We start from the raw sequence: 19,227 nt of genomic DNA, 5'->3' as shown, positions 1-19,227 counted from the left end.
AAGGGCAGGATTGACGAATGCAAATGCATTTCTTGTGCAATGCACAATAGCATCAATCCTCAGGCGATGCAGAAGCTGCCAGGCGAGTCCGCCGCCACCGCTTACTGCACTAAACCTTGTCCCCGGCCGCCCTCAAAGGCTGATAGCGCCTGTTGGCCGCCTAACATCGGGAAGCAAAAAGCGTGTCTGCGCGGCGCGAGCCGTCGCTAGCCGCCGTCTATACTGGCGGTTACCCGAACGCGTCGGCGCTTTGCCTCGCTCGCGCGTTTAGTGAGATATCAACGATTCTATGCGGCTCTGACCGCCTTTTCTCGATGCCCGACCTACCAGCCCAACTGTGGTACTCGATCACCAGCCTCGGCGGCGCCGGAATGACGCTGCCGCTGGCATTCGCCATCGCGTTGTGGCTCGCGGTCGGCTACTCCTGGCGCATGGCAGCCGGCTGGCTGCTGCTGCTCGGCGCGGCAATCGGCGTGGTGACGGTCACGAAGCTGGCGTTCCTCGGCTGGGGCGTGGGCGTGCGCGAGCTCGATTTTACGGGGGTAAGCGGCCATGCAATGCTCTCAACGGCCGTCTATCCAGTCGCACTATTCCTGATGTTGCTGCGCACGCGGCCGTCCGTCCGCGTGCTGGGCGTTTTACTCGGCCTGGCTGCCGGAATGGCGGTGGGCTTGTCGCGCGTGGTGCTGAGCGCGCACTCGCCTTCGGAAGCAATCACCGGGTGTCTCGTCGGTGCGCTAGCCGCGCTATTGTTCGTGCGGATGGCGTGGAACGCCGTTCCGGAGCGCCTTTCCGTGCTTCCAGTCGCGGTCAGTCTGATGGCGCTTGCTGTACTGATGCACGGCGTTCACGTGCCGACTCAGCGCTGGGTGACGCACATCGCGCTAAAAGTGTCTGGCCACGACCGGCCATTCATCCGTGCAAAGTGGAAGGCCGTGCGCAATGTCCGGCCGGCCGCCGCGCCAATCTCGCAGACGCAGACGCGAAACGCTCTCGCGCCGCCGCGCTCGCTCGACATCTAAGCCTTTTCCCGCCTCACCATCTGCCATATTTGCGCTGCGGCATGCTCGTCATGCCAGCGCTATAACCTCGTCTATATTACGATATGGGTTTTTAATCACCGTTCCGGCGCGCGCCGGACTTTCACACGTTCATGACACTGTCCCGCCGCCTGCTGAAACAAGCGCTGCTGATGACCGGCGCGATTTCTATTGCCTTTAGCGCCAGCGCGCGCGCCGATGAGCTGGTAGTGTCCGCCGCCGCCAGCCTGACCAATGCGTTCACGGCAGTGAGCGAAGCCTTCGAAAAGCAGCACGCCGGTACCAAGGTTCTGCTCAATTTCGGCGCTTCCGACGTATTGATGCAGCAAATCGCCAAAGGCGCGCCCGCCGACGTTTTTGCGTCAGCAGACCAGAAAGCCATGGACAAGGCCGCGGCGGAGAAAGTCATCGTACCGGCCACGCGCAAGGACTTCGCGGCCAATTCGCTCGTTTTGATCGTGCCGGCGGACAGTCGTTTTGCGCCGACCAGTCTCAACGAACTGACATCGTCGAATGTGAAAAGGATTGCGTATGGCGATCCGGCCTCCGTGCCGGTCGGCCGATATACGCAAGGTGCGTTGCAAGCCGCCGGAGTGTGGGATGCCGTGAGCGTCAAGGCCGTACTCGCGGCGAACGTGCGTCAAAGCCTCGATTATGTGTCGCGGGGTGAAGTGGACGCCGGTTTCGTGTTCGGTACCGACGCCGCAATCGTGCCCGGCAAGGTCAAGGTCGCGCTGACCGTGCCGACGCAAACACAGATCACCTACCCGATCGCGCAAGTGGAGGGTAGCCGTCATGCAGCGGACGCACAGGCCTTCGTAAGCTTCGTGTTGTCGCCGGCCGGCCAGGCGGTGTTGGCGAAGTACGGTTTCAAACCGGCCCACTAACGTACAAATCCCGCTACCTCGATCAACGTCGACAACGGACCGCAAACGATCATGCAACAAGCCTGGATTCCGCTGATGCTGTCACTCAAGGTGGCGGGCTGGGCGACCGCGCTCAATCTGGTGTTCGGTGTCGCTGCCGGATTTGGCCTGTCGCGCTGGCGCTCGGGCGCCCGCGACGTCGTCGATTCGTTGCTGACGCTTCCGCTCGTCATGCCGCCCACGGTGCTCGGTTACTACCTGCTCGTGCTGCTTGGGCGACGCGGTGTGGTCGGCGCCTGGCTCGACCGCTTCGACATCCAGCTGGTGTTCACCTGGCAAGGCGCGGTGATCGCGTCGACGGTGGTCGCGTTCCCGCTCGTGCTGAAGTCGGCGCGCGCCGCCTTCGAAGCCGTCGATCCCCAACTCGAACGCGCCGCGCGCACGCTCGGCGTCAGCGAAGCTGCGGTTTTCTTTCGCGTGAGCCTGCCGCTTGCCGCGCGTGGAATTCTCGCCGGCGGCCTGCTCGCGTTCGCGCGAGCGCTCGGCGAATTCGGCGCCACGCTGATGATCGCGGGCAATCTGCCGGGCCGCACGCAGACGCTTTCGGTCGCGGTCTACTCAGCCGTGCAAGCGGGCGACGACGCCACGGCGAACTTCCTCGTGCTCGTGACCTCGGTAACGTGCGTCGTGATCCTGCTGCTCGCCGGCCGCCTCGTGCCGCAACGCACGCTTCTGGCTTACCGCTGACATGCCGCTCGACGTCGACATCCGCAAGACATTCGTGAGCGCCGAGCGCCGCTTCACGCTCGACGTCGCCTTTACTGCGACCACGCAGCGCGTGGTGCTGTTCGGCCCGTCCGGCGCGGGAAAGAGTCTGACGCTGCAGGCGATCGCCGGCCTGTTACGTCCCGACGAAGGCAAGATCACGCTGCACGGCAATGCGCTATTCGACAGCAAGTTCGATGTGGATCTGAAGCCGCAGGCGCGCAAGGTCGCGTACCTTTTCCAGGACTACGCGCTGTTTCCGCATCTGAACGTGCGCCAAAACATCGGCTTCGGCTTGCAAAGCGGCTGGTTCAATCCGCGCGCGCGCAGCAGCCATGCGCAGATTGATTACTGGCTCGACGCGCTGGAGTTGCGCGGTGTCGCCGGCAATTATCCGGCGCAACTTTCCGGTGGACAGAAACAGCGCGTCGCGCTTGCGCGCGCGCTCGTCGCGCAACCTCAACTGCTGTTGCTGGACGAACCGTTCTCGGCTTTGGACAGCACGCTGCGTCAGCGCATGCGGCTGGAGTTGTCCGAGCTGCAAACACGGCTGGATATTCCGATGGTGCTTATCACGCACGATCCCGACGACGTGGCCGCCTTCGGCGATCAGGTCGTGCAGATCAGCGACGGCCGCGTTCGCGAAAACCAGGCGTTCAGCGGCTACGCACGCAGCGAGACGTGATTGGCGCGCTTTGCCCTCGCCTTCGCCCGAACCCCTTCAATCTTTCACGCCAAATATCACGCTGGATGCCTTGAACACGGCGACCGCGCTCGCGCCTTGTGCGAGACCAAGTGATTCAGCGCTCTGGTTGGTGACCACGGCAGTGATGACCGCGCCGCCTTCGAGCACGAGCGACACCTCCGCATTGACCGCGCCCCGCTTGACGCTTTGCACGGTGCCCCGCAACTGGTTGCGAGCGGACAATTTCAGCGGCGCGCCGCTTTCCCCTTCGACTAACAGCACGACCCACGACGCCTTGATCAGCGCGAACGCCGCCAAGCCGACCGCGAGACCCAGCGCTTCGGTGCTTTCGTGCGTGAGGACGGCGACGATCGTGTGGCCGCCGGGCAGCGTCAGCGAGACCTCGTCGTTGATCGTGCCGCGCGCGATTTGCGATACGGTGCCGTACAGCTGATTGCGCGCGCTGGTTTTTACGCCGATACGGCCGATCAGATCCCAGTCCGTCGCGAAACCTTCGATCGCAGCGCCCGCACGCTCGAGAAAGCGTCGATGTTCGCGCTCGACCGCGCGAAAGGTCTCGATAAGCTTGAGCGCGCGCGGCGTCAGCGTGGTGCCGCCGCCGCCCTTGCCGCCAGTCAGGCGCACGACGAGCGGCTCGCCGGCGAGGTTGTTCATTGCGTCGACGGCGTCCCATGCGCCCTTGTAGCTCATGCCGACAGCCTTCGCCGCGCTGGTGATGGAGCCGGTTTCGCCGATCGCCGCGAGAAGCGCGATTCGCGACGCGCCACCGAGCGTATTGGCGCCCGCCTGGAACCAGACGGAACCGCCGACTTCCAGCGGTTCGTGGGACGGATCGTTGAGCTCGGGTGCCATGGCGGGGACCGGTCAGTGAATGATCGAGGACAGCGGACCATTATAGCGACCGGTGCTGCGCGCCTCGGAGGCTAAAGGCTGGGGAGGCCGCGCAAACCGTAACGGCAAAAAACTGCCGCGACGCCCCGACGGCACCGGTCGAAGCGCCGCCGCTCAAAGCGCGTATTGGGCGATCCCGTTGCCGAACGACCAGTTCTCTTTCAGCACTTCGACGAGGTTGATCAGCACATCCTCGCGCCTGAGCCCGGGCGACTCATGCAACTCATCGACCATGCGCTTGTAAAGCGCCTTTTTCTGCTCCAGCGTGCGCGTGTTGTTCAGCGTTATCTGAATCATCACGAGGTCGTCGGTTCGCTGGACGTTCAGATACTGGTTGTCGTACACAAAATTGTCCGGCTCGTGCTCGGTGATCAACATGAAGATGTCGTCTTTCGGCACGTTGAACGTGGCGACGAGCGCGCGCTGGATGCTGTCTGTAAGTGACTTCCGATATTCGGCGGGCTTGCCGGCGCGCAAAGCGATTCGGGTAAGCGGCATGACTATCTCCTCAGGTGGTGGATACGTGAACACAGCTTAGGCCGGCTGAGTCATAATAAACAGATATTGCTGGCTATTTCATCTATGTTGGATCGAAATGAAAGTCCTTGATCTCGATGCCGTCCGCGCGTTCGTGCTTGTCGCCGATCTGTGCAGCTTCACGCGCGCCGCCGATGCGCTCGACACCACGCAATCCGCCGTCAGCCTCAAGCTCAAGCGCCTCGAAGGGCATCTGGGCAAGCAGTTGCTGGAGCGCACGCCCCGCGTGGTGCGTCTTTCCGTCGACGGCAAAGCGTTTCTCAGCGCGGCCCGCGACCTGTTGAACGCGCATGAGCGGGCGCTGGGGTCGCTGTCGGTGGAGCGTCGGCGGCTTTCACTCGGCCTGAGCGAACATGTTGCGGGGCCCGAACTGCCGCAACTGCTGGCGCGACTGAACGCGCACGATCCGGGGCTCGTGGTCGAGTTGCACCTTGGCACGTCCGCTGCGCTGCTCGCCCATTTCGACGAGCGCCGTCTCGACGCGGTGATCGTCCGGTATGGCGCGGACGAGCCGCCGCGCGATGACGCCCAGGTGTTGTTCAGCGAGCCGCTCGAATGGCTGGCAACGCCGGCGTGGCTGCCGCGGGTCGGCGAGCCATTGGCGCTCGCGCTGTTGAGCCCGCCATGCAATGTGCGCGATGTTGCGCTGCGTACGCTGACGGAGGCGTCCGTGGCATGGCAGGAGGTTTTCGTCGGTGGCGGCGTCGCGGCTGTTGGCGCGGCGGTGGCCGCGGGACTCGCGGTGTCGCCACTTGCGCGAAGAGTAGCTCCGCGCGGTTTGATCGATGTCGGCGCCCGGCTTGGACTGCCTCGGTTGCCTGAATCCCGCGTGACGCTGCACTCTCGCGTGAGGGACGAGCGTTCGAAGGAAACGCTGCGGCTGGTGACGAACGGGCTGGCGAGCGGGTGAGCGGCTAGAGGGCGCGTTTTGCGTGGGGTCGGCGGTTGCCGGTCGGCGGTCGGCGGGCTTCGCCAGCTCACGAGTTCGCCGGGTACGCACGCGGGGCCGTCCGCGCCTACCTTTCGCAGCTTCGACTTCGCAGCATCGGCCACGCTACGCCCGCTAACACCTCGCCGCCGAGGGCCTACACCCGCGCGTTCACAACTCAGTGCAAAATCGGCGGGAGAGAGCCGCTGCGGGCTGTCGCCGGGTTCGCGGCTGCTGCGGTCTGATCAGCGCCCGCATTTGTGACGGGCGCGGAGGAACGCGGCGAGATCGCCGCCGACGTTCCCGCCGCACTTCGCCTGCTCCCGGCGTCATTAATCGGACCGGCATCCGCGGCGTGACTTTGCACCGTGTCGGCGTGCATGGCCTTCGACTGACCGGGTTGCGTCTGCGCCACGTGCGCACGGGCTTTCGTGCCTTGGGCGACGACCGCTGCCTTCTGCTTCGCCTTGCCTCCCGCCGCGTCGGAAGCCTTGTTCGCGCCGGCGGCCGTCACATGATTGACGCCACCGTGCTTGCTCGACTTCTCCGCCCGACCGGCCCCGACCGCCGACGCCGACGCCGACCCAGATGCAACCCCCGACGCCGACCGCGTCGCCGCATGCTTTCCACCAGTCTTCGCTACCGTTTTTGAAGCGCCCTTCCCATCCCGCACGGACTGCCCGGTGACCGCGCTGTGCTTGCCATGTGCGCTTGCCTCCGGCGGATTCCACACTTCCGTATAGCCGCCCGCCATGGCCGCGCCCGATACGCACCACACCGCAATCGCCATTGCTGCTACTCGAAACCACATCTGCTGCATCTCCTGAAATCTTTGACTTTCGTGACGAGCCGGGATTATATTCCCTTGCAAAAATCCAGATTTGGACTAGCATAAGCAATAAGTACATATAAGGACTCACCGCTCATGGCTCATGCCGCCCGCGCCACCCAGCCCGAAGCACCTCTGCGTCGGCCGAATTCGGAACCTTCGTTTGCAGAAATGTCTGCGGCGGGTTTGCGCGCGTTCTTCAGAATCGCGCAAGACTGGGATCTAAGCGCCGACGAGCAGATCATGCTGCTCGGTTCGCCAGGCCGCTCCACTTACTTCAAGTGGAAGCAGGCGCCGGAAGCGGCGCGCGTCGGTCGCGATACGCTGGAGCGCCTGTCGCTGCTGCTCGGCATATACAAGGCGCTGCAAATCCTGTTGCCGCAGCCGGGCACAGCGGACACCTGGATCAAACGCCCTAACAGCGCACCGCCCTTCGGCGGCCGTCGCGCACTCGACCGCATGCTGGCGGGCAATGTCAGCGACCTCGTGGCCGTGCGCCAGTATCTCGACGCAATGCGAGGCGGCTGGGCGTGACAGAACCGCATTGGCAGGACCGCTGGCGCAGCGCGCCTCTGGATTGGTCGCCCGCGTATCGCGTAATTCCCACCCGCTTTCCGGCCGTCAATCTGTTCGATCGGGTCGCATCGCCGGAAGATTTCGACGCGCTATACGCGCTCGAAGCAATGACCAACGACCGTCTGCGCACCGAAGTCGGCGAACTCGATCTCGTGCCGCGCGAAGAGCGGCGCTTTGGGCCGGGCTACGGACCGATCATGGCCGCGCTCACGCATCTGAATCCACTGGGCAGCCGCTTTTCCGACGGCACCTACGGCGTGTTCTATTGCGCCCGCTCGCGCGCCACGGCAATAGCCGAAACGCGCTATCACACGGGCAAATTTCTGGAAGCCACGGCCGAGCCGCCAATGCGTCAGCAAATGCGTCTCTACACGGTCGTGGCGCAAGGGGAAGTGGTCGACCTTCGCGGCGATCCGAAGCTCGATCTCGCAGTGCTCTCTCCGGACGATTATCTCGGCGGCCAATCGCTCGGCCGTGCGGTGCGCGAGGCGGGAGCGCCGGGCATCGCGTACCCATCGGTGCGGGACGCTGAAGGCGAATGCCTCGCTGCATTCAGGACAACGCTGTTGCGCGACTGTCACCACGCGGCGTATCTGGAATACAACTGGAACGGCACGAGCGTGGACATGGTGTTTGAGCTGAACCAGGTCGGCTGACAGCTTCTTGATGAGCGCCTCGTCAAGGCAGCGCCAGCGCCGCCGCTCCTTCAGCCCGCGCCTCTTCCACTGAAATGGACCAGCGCCGCAGCGCTCGGGGCTCGACGATTGTCAGCCTGCCGCCAGGGCCGAATGCGCCGGTGTCGATGAACACCTGCGCGCCGATCTGCTTGATGTCGCGCATCGGCGTATGGCCGCAGTAAGTCAGCGACAAACCACGCTGCCGTTGCGGATCGCCGTTGCCCATCGCGAGATCACGTCCCCATAGCAATTGCTGGCGCGTGTCGGCGGAGAAATTGCCCGCGTCGAGCTCGGCGTCGGTGCCGAAAAATTCGGCATGCAAAACATTGAAGCGCTCAGGCCCGCTGCCCACCACGCGTGCGAGCGGCAGCGTGCGCAGCCGCTCGGCGTAGCGACGCAAACTCTCGTCGGGCAGATTGGCTGCCCACGCGCCGCCAATGCCGTACCACCATTGCCGCCGCAAGCGGCCATCGGCGACGGCGCACAGCGCGTCTTCGTGATTGCCGAGCACGGCGAAAAACCACGGCTTGTCGAGCAGAGCCAACGCCTGTTCGGAATGTTCGCCGCGATCCACCAGATCGCCAACTGAAAAGAGCCGGTCACATGCGGGATCGAACGAGACGAGGCGCAACAGATAGCGCAATGCATCGACACAACCGTGCAGGTCGCCGACTACGAAGTCGCGGCCGCTCCGGTTGGCCGGATGGTGCTGAACAGAGGTGTCGAGTACGGAAGCCATACGTTCATGATAATGCGCAATCCCCAATGCGTATGCGCGCTGCCTCTCGTAGCGCGGCAGGAGAAAGCGCAAAGTTGACAGGAAACCACGCAAAAACCCGCGCGTACGCGGCAGAGTTTGCCGAAAACAGCCGGTTTGCGGGCGCGCTCTTGCTGGCTTCGCGTTTTGGCAACTTCCGTTGCCTGGAAGCCAATGTCACGCCCGCGCGAACATGAGTCCGACCAGGATTCGCCACTGAAAGTTGCGCTGGCAAATGGCGCCGGCCTGCATCCGTGCTTCGACTGAAAGCCGCATGCAAAGCCGTTGTAAGCAGCTATGCGTGCGAAGCGCCCGTTCGTCAGCCGACGCAGCGCACGCGAGTAGAATCCGCGACACGCCCGCCCTCCCGCACTCCTTTTATGCTCACAAAATATTATCCGCAAACGCTTCGCAATCGTCCGCGCATGCTGATCGCCCTCGCGATCGGCGTCGTCGTCGCCATGTTGACGCCGGAACACACGCGCCCGATGGTCCGCGTGCTGGTCGGCTGGGACACGACTGTGTGGACTTACCTGGTGCTGATCTGGGCGCACATGGCCGCCGCCGATGAAGGCCGCGTACGGGACTTCGCGCGCCGTGACGACGAAAACGCAGGCGTCGTGCTGTTCGTGATCTGCGTGGCGACCATTGCAAGCATTGCCGCGATCGTGCTCGAACTCGCCTCGGCCAAGGGCACGGCGGGCGCGTCGACGGTATGGCACTACGCGCTGACCGGGCTCACGCTGATGGGCGCGTGGTTCCTGATTCCCACCATCTTCACACAGCACTACGCACGGCTCTACTACGATACCGACGCACCGGAGACACCGCTTCTGTTTCCCGATCATTCGCTCACGCCGAACTATTGGGACTTTCTTTACTTCTCGTTCACGATCGCGGTTGCCTCGCAAACCTCCGATGTCGTGCTGCGCTCACGTCCCATTCGGCGAGCCGCGCTCGCGCAATCCGTCTTGTCGTTCTACTTCAACGTCGCCGTGCTCGGCTTGTGCGTGAACATCGCGGCCGGCCTGCTCGGTTCCTGATGTTCGCCGCCGCGCGAAGGCGGCAAATATCAACACGGCGTGGAGCGCCACGGCGAGCCATGAGTCGCGCTTGCCTCTCCCAGTGACGGCGCTTGCCCGTCCCAGAGCAAGTCTCGTGTAAAACGCGGACCACCTCCGCCCGTTTTACACGCACCCGCAGCCTTCTCCAGCGCCGCGCCGACTTTGTTACCGCAGACCTTCCCATAAGGGCACTCCATCGCCCTGCATCGCCCCCTCGCGGCGATCCACTGGCACAGGCCTTGCTGACCTTCGCAGACGGTTCTGGCCGGCTCGCCCCGACGCCTGGCGTCTGTACACCCGTAACTGGCCAGCGGCGTGACGATCTTTGCACTACATTGACCAGTACGCGCCCCCGTCTTCGGAACGCGCGGCCTCCGGCTCTGGAAGCCCAATGAGCGCTGTGATCGCTTGCCACTCGCATCCACACCGCAGCAGGACAAATCTGGAAACGACCGATGGAATCTCCAAACGGGTACGCGCCGCGGATCTATTTTTTTCATTCACTTCTGGTTGGACCGCTTGACGCGTGGCCTGCGCAGTTCGCCCACGCGGCCGCGCTGGGCTTCGATCACGCGTTGATCGGCAGTCTCTTCGAACCGGGCCAGGCGAGCCACGGACAGGTCGTGGGCAACCATGCACGGCTGCATCCAGTGTTCGAAACCGAGCAGCCCGCCGTCGACGCTATCCGCACACTCGCAGGCGGGGCACGTCAGCAAGGCCTCACGCTGCTGGCCGATCTGGTGATCGACCGGGTGGCCGCCGATGGCGCACTCTACGCGGAGCATGCGGACTGGTTCCATCCGCTGGAATCCGAAGAGGCGCGACTGGACCCACGGCATGTGCATCGCGAGGACAACGTCGCCTATGCGAACTTCGACGACGCCGGCACGCGTGCCGCGCTAGCCGACTGGTGGACGCAGCAACTGCTCGCGCTCGCCGACGCGGGTATCGGCGGTTTCCGGTTCGATTCGCCGCACCGCGTCCCCGCCGAGGTCTGGCGTCAGTTGCGCGAGGCCGTGCGCACCGCTCATCCCGACGTGCGCTTTCTCGCGGCGACGCCCGGCCTTGCCCGCAGCGATCTGCTCGGACTCGAGGGCGCGGGCTTCGACAGCGTGTTCTCGTCGGTGCGCTGGTGGGACTATCGCGCGAGCTGGATGGTGGAAGAGCATGCGGTGCTCGCGCGCATCGGCGGGCCGATCGCGTTTCCCGAAGCGCCTTACGGCACTCGCCTCGCCGCCGAGTTGAGCGATCCGCACGATTCGAGCATCGTCGAACGCGCCTATCGCCGCGCGTTGTTCACGGCGTCCGCCATCGGCACCGGCTGGTTGATGCCGATGGGCTTCGAGTACGGCGTGAGTGAACCGATGTCGCAAACCCGAGGCGACCCGTCGCAATTCGCACTGGCTTGCCAGGCTAAAAAATTCGACCTGACGCCGCAGATCAAGCGCGCCAATGAACTCGCACGCACCACAAGAGCGCTGCACGCGAACGGGGAATTGCGCGCGTTGAGCGGGCCCGGCACACCCGCCGCGGTGCTGCTGCGCGCCGATCAACCCGACCTGCGCGATGCCAGCGAGGCGGTTCTCATCGCGATCAATCCCGAACTCGGCACGCCTGTGCGCGTCGATCCAGTGCGTTTTCTCGCCAGCGTGCCCGGCAATTTCACGCGCTTTGTCGCTCTCGATGCGCCTGGCCGCGCCGCGCCTGCGGCTTTGACGCCGTTCGCGCTGGCACCCGGCGCCGTGCGCCTCTTCCAGGCGTTGGCGGAGAAGCCGATCTGTCTTGCGCCGCCCATCGACAAAGCGAACAGCAAGCGCAGCGGCCGCAAGACCGTGCTCGAAGCTATCAATGCGCCGCGTGTGGCAATCGAAAGTGTGACGCCTTCCGTCGACAACGGCCGCTTCGCCGCCAAGCGCAGCGTCGGCGAGCGTGCTGAAGTCAGCGCCGCGATTTTCGCCGAAGGTCACGACAAGATCGCCGCCGCCGTGCTGTGGCGCGCCGCCGACGAAAACACCTGGCACGAAGTGCTGATGACCCCGGCGCAGCCCGCGGGCCTCGACATCTGGAAGGCGCGCATTCCGCTCGATCGCATGGGGCGTCACGAATTCACCGTGATCGCCTGGCGGGACGACTATGCTTCGCTCGTCGAACATGTGGAGAAGAAGTTGAAGGCGGGTCAAACCGTCGAGATCGAACTCGATGAGGCCGCGCATCTGTTCGCGCTCGTACTAGCCGAAGTCGAAACGACCGAAGGTGCGGTCATCGAACCGCTCAAAAATATCGTCGAGCATTTCACCAAAGCCGACGACGAAACCAAGCTCAAGCTGCTTCTCGATGCGGACACCAGGAAGGCGATGATCGCCGCGCGGCATCGTCCGTTCCTGAGTCGCGATCCGGTGACATACAAGATCGACGCAGATCGCACTGCCGCGCGCTTTGCAAGCTGGTACGAGATCTTCCCGCGCTCGATGAGCGACGACGAATCGCGCCACGGCACGTTCGCCGATGTCACGACGAAGCTGCCGCGCATTCGCGACATGGGCTTCGACGTGCTGTACTTCCCGCCGATTCATCCAATCGGCCAGTCGAATCGCAAAGGCCGCAACAACACGCTGAACGCACAGCCTGGCGACGTAGGCAGTCCGTATGCGATCGGCGGGGCAGAAGGCGGACATACCGCCGTACATCCGCAGCTCGGCACGCTCGACGACTTCAAGAAGATGCTCGCCGCCGCGCACGCCCATGGCCTCGAAATCGCGCTCGACTTCGCGGTGCAGTGCTCGCCGGATCATCCGTGGCTGAAGGAGCATCCCACGTGGTTCGCCTGGCGTCCCGACGGCACGCTGCGATATGCAGAAAATCCGCCGAAGAAGTACCAGGACATCGTCAATCCCGACTTCTACGCGCACGACGCGAAGCCCGACCTGTGGCTCGCATTGCGCGACGTGTTCCTGTTCTGGATCGACGCGGGCGTGCACATCTTCCGCATCGACAACCCGCACACCAAGCCGCTGCCCTTTTGGGAGTGGGTGATCGCCGACGTGCGTTCGCGCCATCCAGACACGATCTTCCTTGCCGAAGCATTCACGCGTCCGCGCATGATGAACCGGCTCGGCAAGATCGGCTTCTCGCAGTCGTACACGTATTTCACGTGGCGCGAGTCGAAGCGCGATTTCATCGAGTATCTGACCGACCTCACGCAAACCAGCGCGCGCGACTTCTACCGGCCCAACTTCTTCGTGAATACGCCGGACATCAACCCGCGTCATCTGCAATCGCAGGGACGCACGGGCTTTCTGATTCGCGCGGCGCTCGCTTCCACGCTCGCCGGTTTGTGGGGCGTGTATAGCGGCTTCGAACTCTGCGAGGCGGCTGCGTTGCCGAACAGCGAGGAATATCTCGACTCCGAGAAGTATCAGTTGCGCGCGTGGGACTGGAACCGGCCCGGCAACATCACGGCGGAGATCACCGCGCTGAACCGGATTCGCCGTGCGAATCCCGCGCTGCAAACGCACCTCGGCCTCACGTTCCTGCCCGCGCACAACGACAACATTCTGTTCTTCGAGAAGGCAACCGAAGCGCGCGACAACGTGATACTCGTCGCCATCAATCTCGATCCGTTCAACGAACAGGGTGCGGACATCGAGTTGTCGTCGGAGACATTCCAGAAATGGAATCTGCACGATCACGGCGCACTCGAAGTGACCGATCAGATGACGAGCGCGCGTTTTACATGGCACGGCCGCTGGCACCATGTGCGGCTCGGCCCCGGCCAGCCTTTTTCCATCTGGCACATTGCGCCGCTCGGGGGCCTGCCCGCCGAGCGTCCCGATGAAGCCGACAGCGACTCGACCAGCGCCCTTCACGCAGACGCTGGCAACCCTACCCCGACGGAAGGTGCGATATGAAGCGTGACGATCCCTCACAGAGCACGTCGCAAGCGCATGCAAGCTCGACAACCGCCGCCGCAACAAAGGCGCGCGCGCGCCGCCGCGGCAAGCCGGCCACATTGAGCGACGATCCGCTCTGGTACAAAGACGCGATCATTTACCAGGTGCACATCAAGTCGTTCTTCGATGCGAACAACGACGGCGTCGGCGATTTCCCCGGCCTTATCGCCAAGCTCGATTACATCGCCGAACTCGGCGTGAACGCGATCTGGCTGCTGCCGTTCTATCCGTCGCCGCGTCGCGACGACGGATACGACATCGCCGATTACCGCAACGTGCATCCTGACTACGGCCAGCTCTCCGACGTCAAGCGCTTCATTCAGGAGGCGCATGCGCGCGGCATCCGCGTGATTACCGAGCTCGTGATCAACCACACATCGGATCAGCACCCGTGGTTTCAGCGCGCGCGCCGCGCGAAGCCGGGTTCGAACCATCGCAACTTCTATGTGTGGTCCGATACCGATCAGAAGTATCAGGAAACACGGATTATTTTCATCGACTCGGAGCCGTCGAACTGGACGCACGATCCGGTTGCGGGCGCTTACTACTGGCACCGCTTTTACTCGCATCAACCCGATCTGAATTTCGACAATCCGGCCGTGCTGCGCGAGGTGTTGCAGATCATGCGCTTCTGGCTCGACATGGGAATCGACGGGCTGCGGCTCGACGCGGTGCCCTATCTGGTCGAACGCGAAGGCACGAACAACGAGAACCTGCCGGAAACGCATGCCGTTCTGAAGAAGATTCGCGCGACTATCGACGCGGAATATCCGAACCGCATGCTGCTCGCCGAAGCAAACCAGTGGCCGGAAGACGTAAAGGAATATTTCGGCGACGAAGACGAATGCCACATGGCATTCCACTTCCCGTTGATGCCGCGCATCTACATGTCGATTGCGAGCGAGGACCGCTTTCCGATCACCGACATCATGCGGCAAACGCCGGACCTCGCCGCCTCGAACCAGTGGGCAATTTTCCTGCGCAATCACGACGAGCTGACGCTCGAAATGGTCACGGATTCCGAGCGCGATTACCTGTGGAATACCTACGCGAGCGATCGCCGCGCGCGTCTTAACCTCGGCATTCGCCGCCGCCTCGCACCGCTGATGGAGCGCGACCGCCGCCGCATCGAGTTGATCAATTCGCTGCTGTTGTCGATGCCGGGCACGCCCGTGATTTATTACGGCGACGAGCTAGGCATGGGGGACAACATTCACCTCGGCGACCGCGACGGCGTGCGCACGCCGATGCAATGGTCGTCGGATCGGAATGGCGGCTTCTCGCGTGCCGATCCCGAACAACTCGTGTTGCCGCCCGTGATGGGTTCGCTCTACGGCTTCGACGCGGTGAACGTCGAAGCGCAAAGCCGCGATCCGCATTCGCTGCTCAACTGGACGCGGCGCATGCTCGCCACGCGTCGCGCGAAACAGACTTTCGGACGCGGCACGATCCGCTTCCTGAAGCCGGAAAACCGCAAGATTCTCGCGTACCTGCGTGAGATGCCCAACGAGCCGCCGATTCTTTGCGTCGCGAATCTGTCGCGCGCACCGCAAGCAGTGGAACTCGATCTGTCGGAATTCAACGGCTCGGTGCCGATTGAAATGACCGCCGATTCCGTATTCCCCCCGATCGGCCAGTTGACTTATCTGCTGACGTTCCCGCCGTACGGCTTCCTGTGGTTCATGTTGTGTCCAGGCGGTCAGCGCCCGACCTGGTCGCAGGCGCACCCCGAGCCGTTGCCCGAATTCGTCACGATCGTGATACGCGAGGGTCAGGTCGGACCGACGCCGGAAAACGTGCGGCTGCTCGAATCCGAAGTGCTGCCTTCGTGGTTGAGCCGCCGGCGCTGGTTTGCATCGAAGGATCAGAAGATGCATGCGGTACGGCTCGCCGCGTTGACCACGATCCCCAACGGAGGCTTCGCGTTCACCGAGATCGAAGCCGATGTCGGCGATCACACGGAACGTTATGTGGTGCCGATCGCAATCACGTGGGGCGGCGAGACCACCACGCCTCTGTTCCTTCAACTTGCGTTGGCGCGTGTGCGGCGCGGCCGCAATGTCGGGCATTTGACCGACGCCTTTGCGTTGCCGATTTTCGCGCACGGCGTAATGCGCAAGTTGCGCGAACGCGCGGTGATACCGACCGTGCAGAAAAGCGAGATCAGGTTCATTCCGACCGAGCGCTTCGCTGAACTCGAGAATCTCGGCGAACGCCCCGAAATTCGCTGGCTCGCGGCGGAACAAAGCAACAGCTCGCTCATCATTGCAGACGCCGCGGTGCTGAAACTGGTGCGGCGCCTCGTGAGCGGCATTCATCCGGAAGCGGAGATCAGCCGCTATCTGACGCAACTCGGCTATGCGAACACCGCGCCGCTCTTTGGCGAAGTGGTGCGCGTCGATCCGGAGGGCGTGCCGCATACGCTCGCGATTCTGCAAGGCTATGTCGACAATCAGGGCGATGCCTGGAACTGGTCGCTCGATCATCTGCGCCGCTCGGTGGACGAACTCGCGATCGCCGTCGACACGGACGCGTCATCGACGCCCGACCGCGGCAACGAGCTTATTCTGCTGGAAGGCTACGCGTCGTTGGCCGGCATCATCGGCAGACGCCTTGGACAGCTGCACGTCGCACTCGCTTCGCCGACCGACGACCCGGCGTTCGCACCCGAAACGGCGAGCGCCGATCAGGTGAAGGCATGGGTCGACGGCACACAGTCGATGCTCGCGAGCGCGCTCGACCTGCTCGCGCCGCGCGTCGAACAGATGCTCGATGCGGAGACGAAAGCCCTCGCGCGAAGCCTGGTCGACCGGCGCACCGCGCTCGTCGAGGCCGTCAACAAACTGGTTTCACCGGACACGCAAGCGCAGCGCATTCGCATCCACGGCGACTTCCATCTGGGCCAGGTGCTGGTCGCGCAGGGCGACGTCTATCTGATCGACTTCGAAGGCGAGCCGGCGCGCTCGCTCGAAGAGCGTCGCCAGAAGTCGAGCCCGCTGCGCGATGTGGCCGGCCTGATGCGTTCGTTGTCGTATGCGAGCGCCGCGGCGCAGTCCACGATGGAAAGCGCGCCGCAGCAGACCGCGGATCGCAAACGTACCCTGTTCGACCGTTTCCGCGTGCAAGCCACGGAGACATTCCTGAAGGAATACCGCGCGGCCATCGCCGAAGCGCCGACGCCGCTCGTCGCGCCGGAGGCGGAACAGGCGCTACTCGATCTGTTCCTGATCGAGAAGGCCGCGTATGAAATCCGCTATGAGGCGGCCAACCGCCCGGCATGGCTCAGTTTGCCGGTGCGCGGACTAGCCGCGCTCGCAGGCCGTTTGCTCGGCGACAAGAGCACGTCGCACGATCCGTCAACCCAGGCGCCAGACGCCGCCACACCGCCTCATCCGGCCGAGGGCGACTATGAGTGAACACGATCCGGCCGCAGGCCTCCAGCCGCTCGATATGGACGCGCTCGTCGAAGCGCGTCATCCCGATCCTTTCTCGCAGCTCGGCCTGCATCAGACGGACGTCGGTCCGGTGGTGCGCGCGCTGTTGCCCAATGCGACGCACGTCAGCGTGATTTCGCGCGCCGACGGCTCGTTGCTCGGCGAACTTCAGCAGTTGCGTCCGGGCCTTTTCGCAGGCCGCGTGAGCGCGGCGGTGCCATATCGCCTGCGCATCGACTGGCATGGCACGGAGCAGGAAATCGAGGACACGTATTCGTTCGGCCCCGTTCTCGGCGACGAACCGCTCGGGCGTCTCGCGGGCGGCGATCCTTATGCCGTGCTCGAATGCCTCGGCTCGCGTCCAATGGAAGTGGACGGCGTGCCCGGCGTGCGCTTTGCCGTATGGGCGCCGAACGCGCGGCGCGTCTCGGTGGTGGGCGACTTCAACGCGTGGGACGGCCGGCGTCATCCGATGCGCCTGCGTCATCAGGCGGGCGTGTGGGAATTGTTCGTGCCGCGAGTCGGGCCGGGCACGCGCTACAAATACGAGTTGCTCTCACGCGACGGCCATCCGCTGCCGCTAAAGGCCGACCCTTGCGCAATGCAGACCGAGAAGCCGCCAGGTACGGCGTCGGTCGTCGCACATGTCGACGAGATCGAGCAGTTTCCGTGGAGCGATCACGAATGGATCCAGTCGCGCGGCGAAAAGCAGACGCCGCGCTCGCCGATTTCGATCTACGAGGTGCATGCGGAGTCGTGGTTGCGCATCGCCGAAGAAGGTCAGCGCGGCCTCAATTGGGAAGAACTCGCCGAGCGTCTGATTCCCTATGTGAAGACCATGGGCTTCACGCACGTCGAGTTCATGCCGGTCGCGGAACATCCGTTCGGCGGATCGTGGGGCTATCAGCCGCTTGGACAGTTCGCGCCGTCCGCGCGCTTTGGCAAACCGGAGCAGTTCGCCGCCTTCGTCAACAAGGCGCACGAGGCCGGACTCGGCGTGATTCTCGACTGGGTGCCCGCGCATTTCCCGAACGACGCGCATGGCCTCGTCCAGTTCGACGGCACGCCGCTCTACGAGCATGCCGACCCGCGCGAGGGCTATCACCAGGACTGGAACACGATGATTTACAACCTCGGTCGCAACGAGGTGAGCGCGTTCCTGGTGGCCTCGGGCCTCGCCTGGCTTAAGCGCTATCACGTGGACGGCTTGCGCGTGGACGCCGTTGCGTCGATGCTGTACCGCGACTATTCGCGCGCAGCCGACGAGTGGGTGCCGAATATTTACGGCGGGCGCGAGAACCTCGAATCGATCGCGTTCCTGAAGCGCCTGAATCATGAGGTGGGTTACGTGCCAGGCGTGCCCGGCGCGATCACCATCGCCGAAGAATCGACCGCGTGGCCGGGCGTGACGGCGCGCGTCGAGGACGGCGGCCTGGGTTTCCACTTCAAGTGGAACATGGGCTGGATGCACGACACGCTGCACTACATGCAGGAAAATCCGGTCTATCGGCAGTACCACCATCACAACATGACGTTCGGCATGGTCTATGCGTACTCCGAGCGCTTCGTGCTGCCGCTTTCGCACGATGAAGTGGTGCACGGCAAAGGCTCGTTGCTCGGCAAGATGCCCGGCGATATGTGGCAGAAGTTTGCCAATCTGCGCGCGTACTTCGGCTTCATGTGGACGCATCCCGGCAAGAAGCTGCTTTTTATGGGCTGCGAGTTCGGCCAGATCGCGGAGTTCGATCACGACACGTCACCGCACTGGCATCTGCTCGACGACCCTCATCACCATGGCGTGCAATTGCTGGTGCGCGACCTGAACCGTTTGTACAACCAGGAGCCGGCGCTGCATCTGCTCGACAGCGAGCCCGGCGGCTTCGACTGGCTGGTCGGCGACGACAGCGCCAACAGCGTATTCGCGTATCGCCGCACGGACGGCGCGGGCCGCGAACTCGTCGTGGTGTGCAACATGACGCCGGTGCCGCGCGTCGGCTATCGCGTCGGCATGCCGCGCGAAGGACGCTGGTCGGAAGTGCTCAATACCGACGCAGGCGTGTACGGCGGCTCGAATATGGGCAACGGCGGTGTGATTCATACCGAGGCGATCTCGAGCCACGGCTGGCCGCATTCCGCCCCCCTGACCCTGCCGCCGCTGGCGACGATCGTGCTGCGCGCCGATTGAGCGGAGACTGACAGGGAAACCG

The 19,227-nt window shown here is 63.8% G+C and carries 15 protein-coding genes; 11 read left to right on the top strand and 4 right to left on the bottom strand.

The window, feature by feature from the left end; translation table 11 throughout:
- Positions 1–314 precede the first annotated feature (314 nt).
- The 4 genes from JMY24_RS29020 to JMY24_RS29005 all read left to right on the top strand — a co-directional run bounded on the left by JMY24_RS29020 (position 315) and on the right by JMY24_RS29005 (position 3,356).
- Positions 315–1,022 (top strand): phosphatase PAP2 family protein, encoded by a 708-nt coding sequence (locus JMY24_RS29020; protein ID WP_128597968.1) that lies wholly within the window; start codon positions 315–317, stop codon positions 1,020–1,022.
- A gap of 131 nt (positions 1,023–1,153) precedes the next feature.
- Positions 1,154–1,927, top strand: coding sequence for a molybdate ABC transporter substrate-binding protein (gene modA / locus JMY24_RS29015; RefSeq protein WP_128597969.1), 774 nt, complete (start codon positions 1,154–1,156; stop codon positions 1,925–1,927).
- Between the two features lie 51 nt (positions 1,928–1,978).
- A complete protein-coding gene (gene modB, locus JMY24_RS29010; RefSeq protein WP_128585778.1) occupies positions 1,979–2,653 on the top strand; it encodes a molybdate ABC transporter permease subunit in 675 nt (224 codons plus the stop codon).
- A 1-nt stretch (position 2,654) separates the two neighbouring features.
- A complete protein-coding gene (locus JMY24_RS29005) occupies positions 2,655–3,356 on the top strand; it encodes a sulfate/molybdate ABC transporter ATP-binding protein (protein WP_128597970.1) in 702 nt (233 codons plus the stop codon).
- Positions 3,357–3,392: 36 nt separating this feature from the next.
- Here the strand turns inward: JMY24_RS29005 and JMY24_RS29000 are convergent, their stop codons facing one another.
- Both JMY24_RS29000 and JMY24_RS28995 read right to left on the bottom strand, forming a co-directional pair.
- Positions 3,393–4,229 carry a TOBE domain-containing protein gene (locus JMY24_RS29000; protein WP_201703380.1) on the bottom strand — a complete coding sequence of 279 codons (837 nt, stop codon included), beginning with the start codon at positions 4,227–4,229 and terminating at the stop codon, positions 3,393–3,395.
- 153 nt (positions 4,230–4,382) lie between these two features.
- Positions 4,383–4,766, bottom strand: a complete 384-nt coding sequence (locus JMY24_RS28995) for a tautomerase family protein (protein WP_128597972.1) — start codon at positions 4,764–4,766, stop codon at positions 4,383–4,385.
- 97 nt (positions 4,767–4,863) lie between these two features.
- Between JMY24_RS28995 and JMY24_RS28990 the strand changes: the two genes are divergently transcribed.
- Positions 4,864–5,715, top strand: coding sequence for a LysR family transcriptional regulator (locus JMY24_RS28990; protein ID WP_201703379.1), 852 nt, complete (start codon positions 4,864–4,866; stop codon positions 5,713–5,715).
- Between the two features lie 196 nt (positions 5,716–5,911).
- Here JMY24_RS28990 and JMY24_RS28985 read toward each other — a convergent pair whose 3' ends face one another.
- Positions 5,912–6,544, bottom strand: a complete 633-nt coding sequence (locus tag JMY24_RS28985; protein ID WP_236597563.1) for a hypothetical protein — start codon at positions 6,542–6,544, stop codon at positions 5,912–5,914.
- A 114-nt stretch (positions 6,545–6,658) separates the two neighbouring features.
- On the opposite strand from JMY24_RS28985, the gene JMY24_RS28980 reads away from it, so the two are divergent.
- Together JMY24_RS28980 and JMY24_RS28975 are read left to right on the top strand one after the other, a co-directional pair.
- On the top strand, positions 6,659–7,096 hold the full coding sequence (locus JMY24_RS28980; RefSeq protein ID WP_128588642.1) for an MbcA/ParS/Xre antitoxin family protein: 438 nt from the start codon (positions 6,659–6,661) through the stop codon (positions 7,094–7,096).
- Complete coding sequence (locus JMY24_RS28975; RefSeq protein ID WP_128588640.1) at positions 7,093–7,794, top strand: RES family NAD+ phosphorylase; 702 nt, start codon at positions 7,093–7,095, stop codon at positions 7,792–7,794. The genes JMY24_RS28980 and JMY24_RS28975 overlap by 4 nt, the downstream gene beginning before the upstream one ends.
- A 22-nt stretch (positions 7,795–7,816) precedes the next feature.
- On the opposite strand, the gene JMY24_RS28970 is transcribed toward JMY24_RS28975, so the two are convergent.
- Positions 7,817–8,554 carry a metallophosphoesterase gene (locus JMY24_RS28970; protein ID WP_128588638.1) on the bottom strand — a complete coding sequence of 246 codons (738 nt, stop codon included), beginning with the start codon at positions 8,552–8,554 and terminating at the stop codon, positions 7,817–7,819.
- Positions 8,555–8,952: 398 nt separating this feature from the next.
- Between JMY24_RS28970 and JMY24_RS28965 the strand changes: the two genes are divergently transcribed.
- The 4 genes from JMY24_RS28965 to glgB all read left to right on the top strand — a co-directional run bounded on the left by JMY24_RS28965 (position 8,953) and on the right by glgB (position 19,205).
- The gene (locus JMY24_RS28965) at positions 8,953–9,615 is read left to right on the top strand and encodes a DUF1345 domain-containing protein (protein ID WP_128597973.1); all 663 of its coding nucleotides are present in this window, start codon (positions 8,953–8,955) and stop codon (positions 9,613–9,615) included.
- A 476-nt stretch (positions 9,616–10,091) separates the two neighbouring features.
- Positions 10,092–13,544, top strand: coding sequence for a maltotransferase domain-containing protein (locus tag JMY24_RS28960; RefSeq protein ID WP_201703377.1), 3,453 nt, complete (start codon positions 10,092–10,094; stop codon positions 13,542–13,544).
- Positions 13,541–17,002: a maltose alpha-D-glucosyltransferase gene (gene treS / locus JMY24_RS28955; RefSeq protein WP_128597974.1), complete on the top strand. Its 3,462-nt coding sequence runs from the start codon at positions 13,541–13,543 to the stop codon at positions 17,000–17,002. Before JMY24_RS28960 ends, treS begins: the two co-directional genes overlap by 4 nt.
- The gene (gene glgB / locus JMY24_RS28950; protein WP_128597975.1) at positions 16,995–19,205 is read left to right on the top strand and encodes a 1,4-alpha-glucan branching protein GlgB; all 2,211 of its coding nucleotides are present in this window, start codon (positions 16,995–16,997) and stop codon (positions 19,203–19,205) included. Before treS ends, glgB begins: the two co-directional genes overlap by 8 nt.
- The last annotated feature ends 22 nt before the right edge of the window (positions 19,206–19,227 follow it).

Origin of the sequence: Paraburkholderia kirstenboschensis (genome assembly GCF_904848585.1) — a bacterium.
Lineage (GTDB): Bacteria > Pseudomonadota > Gammaproteobacteria > Burkholderiales > Burkholderiaceae > Paraburkholderia > Paraburkholderia kirstenboschensis.
Note: the sequence above shows the minus strand (reverse complement) of the source record. Positions and strands in the feature narration are given on the sequence as shown.